General features: G+C 37.3%; 5 protein-coding genes. All 5 read right to left on the reverse strand.

Annotation, left to right across the window (positions count from 1 at the left end):
- Nucleotides 1-221 precede the first annotated feature (221 nt).
- The 5 genes from AB1397_08520 to AB1397_08540 all read right to left on the reverse strand — a co-directional run bounded on the left by AB1397_08520 (nt 222) and on the right by AB1397_08540 (nt 8,081).
- The gene (locus AB1397_08520) at nt 222-971 is read right to left on the reverse strand and encodes a hypothetical protein (protein ID MEW6483016.1); all 750 of its coding nucleotides are present in this window, start codon (nt 969-971) and stop codon (nt 222-224) included.
- Nucleotides 968-1,189 carry a hypothetical protein gene (locus AB1397_08525; protein ID MEW6483017.1) on the reverse strand — a complete coding sequence of 74 codons (222 nt, stop codon included), beginning with the start codon at nt 1,187-1,189 and terminating at the stop codon, nt 968-970. The genes AB1397_08520 and AB1397_08525 overlap by 4 nt, the downstream gene beginning before the upstream one ends.
- Complete coding sequence (locus AB1397_08530) at nt 1,189-1,902, reverse strand: energy transducer TonB (GenBank protein ID MEW6483018.1); 714 nt, start codon at nt 1,900-1,902, stop codon at nt 1,189-1,191. The genes AB1397_08525 and AB1397_08530 overlap by 1 nt, the downstream gene beginning before the upstream one ends.
- Before the next feature lie 38 nt (nt 1,903-1,940).
- Nucleotides 1,941-3,149 (reverse strand): aspartate kinase, encoded by a 1,209-nt coding sequence (locus AB1397_08535; GenBank protein ID MEW6483019.1) that lies wholly within the window; start codon nt 3,147-3,149, stop codon nt 1,941-1,943.
- 75 nt (nt 3,150-3,224) lie between these two features.
- Nucleotides 3,225-8,081: a flagellar assembly protein A gene (locus AB1397_08540; GenBank protein ID MEW6483020.1), complete on the reverse strand. Its 4,857-nt coding sequence runs from the start codon at nt 8,079-8,081 to the stop codon at nt 3,225-3,227.
- Nucleotides 8,082-8,340: the final 259 nt, after the last annotated feature.

Genomic DNA, 8,340 nt, shown 5'->3' on the forward strand with positions numbered 1-8,340 from the left:
TTAAGTTTTATAAAATTTTTCCCCTTTTAATTCAAAATTCAACATTCAAAATTCATAATTTTATAAAGTTTTCCTTAAGATTATCTAAACACATACATTTTGTAAAGCGTTATGGAATTAACTATAATTGTAACAGATGTTCTTACAAATCCCATCCTTATTCCTCTTTAAGGATAAGATAAAATGGTAGGATTGTCAAATATTATCTTTTCCTTTATTTGTCATATTTTAAACAAAATCTGGGTAAGCTCGGTCAAGACCCTGCCTCTGCTTGTAAATTTTAGCCTTACCAAAACATCACCAAGCTTTTCCTCATTTCTTTTTTCCTTTGCCAGATCAAGCTGGGATTGGGTGATTATCCCCTTTCTAACCAGAAGATCACCTAATATATCCTCTGCCTCTATATCCCTTGTTCTTCCTGCAAAGATGCTCTTTGTTGCTTCAAGAAAAAAAGATGTGTCTACGGCAAATGGTTTAGGTTGGCCTTTTCTTATTGAGTCTACAAATTGTGAGAGCGTAGAATCCTTTGTCTTTAAATCTCTTACCAGGCGATCTTCATAATACCTCTTTATAGCCTCATCTATCTGGCTCTCTGTGGCTACAACAGGCTTTACTTCGCATCCGGTTATCCTCCTAACATCGTCCATCGTAATAACATCAAGGGGATCTGACATAGCAAGAACAATTGTATTACTGTTTTTTACCAGGGGAAGGACTTTCTTTTTTTTAATTAAAGAATTTAACCTCTCATCAAAAAAGGAAATTTCCCGCTCAGAAAGGTTAACCTTTGGGATATTCATCTGGCTTGATAAAGCTTCACATATCTTCTCCTCAGAGATAAAATTAAGCTCTACCAGAATCTTTCCAACCCTTTTTTTTGTTTCTCTCTGAAGAAACAATGCCTTATTAAGCTTTTCCTCGTCTATCAATCCTTCCTTTAGAAGAATCTCTCCTAATCTTTTGTCTTTCATTTTCCAAATAGCTTTTCTATCCAGGATTTCTTCCTTTGCTTTTTTACCTTTTGTTCATTAAGAAACATAATCATCTCCCTCCTTCCAATATAGCCAAGCCTGACAAGGGTATGACCAAGCCGCTCACCTGGATTTTTTGCTTGTTCCCTCAATGCCCGGGTAAGCTGATCCTGGGAGATCATCCCACTTTTAACCAACAAATTACCAATCTTTTCCATTATTTCAACCTAATTTTTATCCTTGCAATTCCCCATTCTTCATATTTTCCCTCCCTTAGGGAAGCAAACCTCCATCTTAATATAGAATTTATAGCAAGGCTATCAAGCTCTCTATATCCGAATGAATAGAGGATTGTAGCCCTGTCAACGCTTCCATCTGGTAAAACCCAAAATTTAAAGCTTCCCTCAAGGGATATACCCTTTTTTTCAAGCCATTCTGGAATCTTAAATCCCTCTTGATAAAAAATTGCCCTTCTTGCCACCTCTCCTGTAATTTCTAGTGTATATGGACCTCCCCTTCCTTCTCCCTTTCCACCTTCTCCTCCCTCTCCTTTTCCCTCTCCTATACCAACATCCCCTTTTGTTCCTGTTCCTGTAAATATCTCTCCATAAGTATTTGCAATATCAAGATTTGGTCTAACAGGTTTCCAGGGTAAAACTTCTTCTACCTTTCCCTTTTTGCTTGACATTTCCTCTGGTATTATCCTTTTGGGCTTAAATCGTGAAGGAATGGCTTTGCTCTTTGCTGATGGCCTAACAGGTCCCCTTGTTGCCTTTCTTTGTATAGGAAATATTTCTCTTCTTGGTGCTTCTGGAATGGAAACAAGGGATACCTCGATTATCCTCTCCTCTTTTATCTCCCTATTCAAAATAATAAAGGATGAAAGAAAGAGAAAAGCACTATGAATGATCAATGAACCTACAAATCCCATTTTATCTAATCACTAAAGGCTAAACATATACCAATTTCTTAATCCAGACCAAAGCCGCTGTGCAGGGCATTTGCTGCTTGTTCCATCTTGCTTTTTTCAATAACACAGGATATCTTTATCTCTGATGTAGATATCATATCAATATTTATCCTTTTATCCCCCAAGATTTTAAACATCTTTGCTGCAATACCTGGATGGCTTTTCATTCCAACTCCAACAATAGAGACTTTGGCGATATTATCATCAGAAAGAACCTTCTCTGCACCAAGCTTTTCTTTTATTTTTTCTATAATCCCTAAGCTTGTGGAAATATCAGCCCTATCTACTGTGAATGAGATATTTGCCTTTTTATCAGGGCTTTGGCTCTGGACAATGATATCTACATTTATTCCGTGGTCTGCCAGGGCTTGAAATATTTCAGCCGCTGTTCCTGGTTTGTCTGGAATACCGATAATCGTAATCTTTGCACAATTTGAATCTGTTGGTATTCCTGAAATAATTGGCTCTTCCATTGTGATCACCTCCTCACAAATAATTGTTCCTGGATTGTCATTAAAACTTGACCTTAAATGAATGACAACGCTATACTTCTTTGCAAATTCAACCGCCCTTGTTTGTAAAACAACAGAGCCTAAAGATGCCATTTCAAGCATTGCATCATACGAAATAATATCCAACTTCTTTGCTTTTGGCACAATCCTTGGGTCAGCGGTATAGACACCATCAACATCTGTATATATTTCGCAAGACTCTGCATCCAAACAACGAGCGAGGGCAACGGCTGTTGTATCAGAGCCACCCCTGCCAAGGGTTGTAATCTCATCCTCTTCTGTTATCCCTTGAAACCCTGTAACAATTACAATATTATCCTCGGAAAGCTCCTTGTTTATCCTTACTGTATCTATCCCCTTTATCCTTGCCTTTGTAAAGCTATTGTCTGTGCGTATTCCAACCTGTGAGGCGGTTAAAGAGACAGCTTTAAAACCTTCATTATAGATAGCCATAGAAAGGAGGGCGGCTGAGATTTGCTCTCCGGTTGAAATAAGCATATCAAGCTCCCTTTTATGTGGATTTTCTGTTATTTGATGGCTAAGGCTTATAAGCTCATCCGTTGTCTTTCCCATAGCAGAAACAACCACCACAAGATGGTTATTTTTCTTTTTCAGCCCAGTTATTCTCCTGGCAACCTTCTTTATCCTATTTGGGTTTGCAAGGGATGAGCCTCCATATTTTTGTACAATTAGCATATATTTATATTACAGAAAAATAGGGAATATGTCAATGGAATAAATTTAAAATGGCATGTGTCAAACCCATACCCGTTAATCCACAATTACCTCTATCCTTCCATCAATCTCTTTAATGTATTGCCTTTCTCCTATCTTTACAGGCTTTCCAGAGGAAGATTTTATCGCCTCTCTTACCGCAGATATATCAACATTATAAAATTTTTGTATAGCCCTTTCAACTTCTTCAAAGGAAAGGGGTTTTCCCCTTATTCCGCCGGGATTTACTGTAATGTATAGCCCTTCGGGAAGGTTTTTTATCTTAAAGCTTGCTGGTTTTTCCTTTTCCTTTTCTATTCTTTCTTCTATCTCAACCCAAGGACCCTTTATCCCTTTTTCAAAAAATAGACTTATTTCATCATCTAATTCAATAAACCCTATCTTATCATCGCTTAATTTAAGAATAGCCTTTGCCATTTCCCTTTCTTCCTTTAAAAGGGCTATTGATTCTGGATATTTTTCCCTTGGAGCTTCTATTTGGGCTTGTGTCAAAACAATCTCAAAGGGCTTATAGGCTATTTCTTTAATTCTTCCTCCCTCATCTTGAAACCCTATGTTATCAGATTGCTTTTTTATCTCAATAGCATTAATCTTTGTCTTTGGATATACGCATCCACAAGAAATCCTTCCTCCCCTTTTTAGCCCTATTGTTGTCTCTTCTTGTTCTACAGAGCCAATAATATCTGCAAAAATCTCCCTTGCTTCTATCTCTCCACCCACAAGGCCTTTAACCCCTCTTTCTATAGCAAGAGGCAGGGTAAATTCTGGTATTTCTGGCTTATTTTTTGACATCATTACACCCTTTTTTCCAACAATGTATATTCTATCAGCCGATGCCTTGCACCTCATTCCTGTATTCATAACAATTGCTCCCCCTGCATTAAGGGTAGATTCAAATGCTGATTGGGCGATAATATCATATTTTGCATCAATAGATGTCTTAGAAAGGATATGTCCAGAAACCTGCACACTCTCCCCTGAGGAAACATTACAGGAATTTCCAATATCTCCTCCTATCTCTATACCTTGTAAAGCATTTATCTTTAACCCCTCTTTTACAGAGCCAGAAATAATTATCTTCCCAGAAAAATCCAAATTCTCCTCAAGGTTTCCATCTATTACAAGCGTTTTAATCACATCGCACCTATTTCCATCCCAAGTTACCCTCCCAGAGGCTTGTGAATACAAAATATTTTGAGAATAAAGCCTTGTATTCCTTCCGCTAATAATTTCAAAGTCATCGCCAAAAATCCCAGGAATCTCCTCTCCTAGACAATTTATCCCATTATTTCCCCTTGTTTTTTCCTTTTTTATGGCTAGAATTTGCCCTGGTATTACATCAAATTTATCCCCATATTTGTAAAGATAGGATGCATTTTCTCCCTTTGTGGGAACAAGACAAGATGCAACAAGAAATGGTTTATGATAATCCTTTTTTAAGGCAAGAAGGATCTTTTTCTCATCTATTCCATAAATTATCCCCTCCTTCTTTAAAAGCCACAAAACCTCTTTATACCTTATTTTTCTTCCACCTGTTTTTGGCTCTCCTATTGTCAAAAGAACCTTTTTTGCCTTTATTTCGCCTTCATCGATTATCTCTATCTTAACAGGGCTATCAAGATCTGGGATATATTGCCTCTCTCCTATCTTTACAGGCTTTCCATCCATTTTTTCAATTGATGTTTTTATGGCGGGCTCATCTATATCAAAAAATTCTGAGGTAGAAAGAAGAACATCCTCCATATTTACAGGTTTTCCCCTTATCCCTGGTGGGTTTATGCTAAGATAAACACCATCCTGCGTATTATCAATCTTAAAAGAACCAGGTGCTTCCTCCTTTTCCTTTATCTTTAAAGTAATCTCCTTTTCCTTCTCTTTCCAAGGCCCTTCTATTCCCTTGGGAAAAAATAGGGAAAGCTTTTCATCAAGGCTTATGGATGAAATCTCTGAAAGAGAAAGGAATTCTTTTGCCTTTTCTTTTTCATTTGATAAAAGGGCAATTGAGGGAGGAACATCCTTTATGCTTGTTGAATATGGAATGAATGTAAGATCTGCAGGAATTTCTTCGTAAGAATGCTTTACTATCTTTCCCAATTCTTGCTTAAAGCATCCTCCTCCCTCAAATGGCCTAGAGACAAAGAGAAATGCCTTTCCTATTTTCATACTCACCTTTGGATATACCGCATCCTGAACACTGATTTTTCCCTCTTCGCTCTTTATAACTATATCTGTCTTCTTATGCAAAACAGAGCCAATCTGCTCAACATCAATAAATTCCGAAACCTCTATTTTTCCTCCACCCACCAAGCCTTTTACTCCAGATGCCATAGCAATGGGAATGGTAAATATGGGAGGGGGTGGTGTTCCCTTTGTCATTATTATCCCCTTCCTTCCTGTAATGACAAGGGATTTGGCAATAATATTACAATCGGTAACCCCTGTTCTTGCAATTACAGAGCCTTCGGATGATATATTTGAAAAGGATACTGAGTTTGCGATAACATCACCCTTTGCAGAAATAGCTATTTCCTGGCCATCTTCTCCTTTTATATCAGAATCTATCTCAATAGAGCCACCCGAGGTTATCTCACACCTTGACAAGACTTGCCCCTTTATTAAAATCCCTCCCTCTGAGGTAATTTTTACCCCCCTTTTCAAAGAGCCGTTTATAATAACCTTTCCAGCAAATTCAATGTCTTTTTCACAATCGCCATCTATTTCCATAACCTTTTCTACATCAGCTCGGTTATTGGTCCAGAATACCCTGCCAAAGGAAGAAGAATACAAAATATTTTCATCTTTTGAGAGAAATGTATTCCTTCCCGCCTGGATTTTAAAATCGCTGCCCAATATCCCTGGAATAACCTCTCCTATACAGTTAATTCCCTCCTCACCAATTTTTGGGGCTTCTTTTATTGCCAATATCTGGCCTTCTATTACATCTGGGTAATCATAAGGCCCTTCCCCAAATTTATAGATATAACAAGCATCATCTCCCTTTTTTGGAAATATAGCAGAAGATATGAGAAATGGCTTGTTGTAGTATTTTTTCTTTAAGGCCAATGCTATCTTTTTCTTATCGAATGCCCTTATTTTCTCTTTCTCAATAAACTTTATTATCTCTGAATATGGGATTTGCTCCCCCCCCTCCTTTGGTGAACCAATGGTCAAGAATGCCTTTGCATTCTTTATCTTTTCTTCGTCCTCAAGCTTTAATGTTATCTTTCCATCAATCTCTGGGATATATTGCCTCTCTCCTATCTTTACAGGCTTCCCATCCCTTTGGACAATAGCATCCCTTATTGCCTCTGGATTAAGCCCTTTATATTCCTTAAAGATTTCTATTAAATCCCTTGGCTTTACTGGTAGTCCCTCTTCTCCGGGTGGATAAATGGTAAGGTATAGTCCCTCGGGAAGGTTATCAATCTTAAAAGAACCTGGCTTTTCCCTTTCTTGCTTTCTTTTATTTTCTATCTCTAAAATAAGCTTTTTCCAGGGCCCATCTATGCCCTTTTGAAAAAAGATAGAAGCTTGATATTCAGGAATAAGGAATTCTTCTAGGCTATTTTCTTCTATCTGTAATAAAAGGGATGCCTCTTTTTTTGTATTGCCTTTTTCTAGGATTACAGAGGGAGGGTCTTTTAATATGGTTGGCCCATATATAGGCGTTATAAGCTCTGTTTCTGCCTGTTTATATGGGATTTGCAATATTTTTCCCCTTTCCTCAATAAATGTTACCTCCTCTATGGGTTTTATTATTTCCTGGCTTCTTAAACCAATGGTTATTTTTGTCTTTGGATATATGGATGATGAGGCAGATATTGTCCCCCCTCTCTCTACCTTTACTTCGGTCTTTTTATGAGAAACATCGCCCAAAACCTCGACATCAATTACCTTTTCACAATGAGCACTCCCTCCCGAAAGACCAGAAAGCCCCTTTGATATAACAATAGGAATTGTAAATAAAGCAGGTGGCGGTGTCCCCTTTGTCATTATTATACCTTTGGCTCCGGGAATAAATATAGACCTTGCTTTTGAATTGCAATCATTTATTCCTGTTCTTATGATTATTGATGAGGTTGCTTGTAGGGTTGAAGAGCTTGCTGAATTTCCTATAATATCACCCTTTGATGTGATTTCTGAGCCAATTATCCCCTCAAAGACCTCTATGCTTCCACCTGCACTAACTGATGAATTTTCAATATTTAAAGAAACCTTAAGCTCTCCCTCTATCTTTACCTTTGCTCCCTTTATAGAGCCAGATACATTTAAGCTTCCATCAAATTCTATATCGCTGGTTAAGTCGCCATCTATAGAGATAAGAGGTTCAAGGTCTACCCGATCTTTCTTCCAGGAAACAAAACCATTTTTTGTCGCATAAATTCTTGTCCTATCCCTTGAAATAGCCGTATTCTTCCCAGCAATCATAACAATATCATCTCCCATAATGCCTTCTATTACATTTCCACATACATCCATTCCATCGCTTCCCTTTGTTGGATTTGTCTTTACCGCAAGGAGTTGTCCGGGGATTGCCTCAAATTTATCCAATGGAGATTCCCTCTCTTCTATTTTCCCAAATCTATATAAATATTTTGCCTTTTCCCCCTTTTTTGCCTTTTTTCCTTCTGCGATAAGGTGTTTTTTTTCAAAATCCCTTTCCTTTAAAACCCTTCTTATTATTTTCTCATCTATATTTTTTATTCCCTTTTCTTCTATCAAGGCTAAAACGACCTCAAACTCTGGTATTTTTCCAAAAAGAACAGGATGGGTTATGGTAAGAAAGCATTGTGACTTATCCTCTGATATATCAATTATTACCTGACTATCAAGGTTTGAAAAAGAGGGCTTTTCTAATATAGCGGAAACTTCATCCAAAATAGAAACATCCATAATAACATTATAAGGAGAACAATCAGGGTTTGCAAATAAAAAGGCGTTTTCCTTGTCTATGGTTCTTACCTTTTGTCCGGTAAGGGAAAGATGAGCATCCTTTGCACGCTTAAAGGGACTGAAACCTACCCATATCTTTTATATATAGTTAATTCCATAACGCTTTACAAAATGTATGTGTTTAGATAATCTTAAGGAAAACTTTATAAAATTATGAATTTTGAATGTTGAATTTTGAATTAAAAGGGAAAAAATTTTA

The sequence above is a fragment of the bacterium genome (assembly GCA_040756715.1).
Classification (GTDB): Bacteria; UBA9089; UBA9088; order UBA9088; family UBA9088; genus JBFLYE01.

What these genes read in the sequence shown, in the direction of transcription:
- AB1397_08520 (MEW6483016.1), bottom strand. Translation starts at nt 971, where the DNA reads ATGAAAGACAAAAGATTAGGAGAGATTCTTCTAAAGGAAGGATTGATA.
- AB1397_08525 (MEW6483017.1), bottom strand. Translation starts at nt 1,189, where the DNA reads ATGGAAAAGATTGGTAATTTGTTGGTTAAAAGTGGGATGATCTCCCAG.
- AB1397_08530 (MEW6483018.1), bottom strand. Translation starts at nt 1,902, where the DNA reads ATGGGATTTGTAGGTTCATTGATCATTCATAGTGCTTTTCTCTTTCTT.
- AB1397_08535 (MEW6483019.1), bottom strand. Translation starts at nt 3,149, where the DNA reads ATGCTAATTGTACAAAAATATGGAGGCTCATCCCTTGCAAACCCAAAT.
- AB1397_08540 (MEW6483020.1), bottom strand. Translation starts at nt 8,081, where the DNA reads ATGGATGTTTCTATTTTGGATGAAGTTTCCGCTATATTAGAAAAGCCC.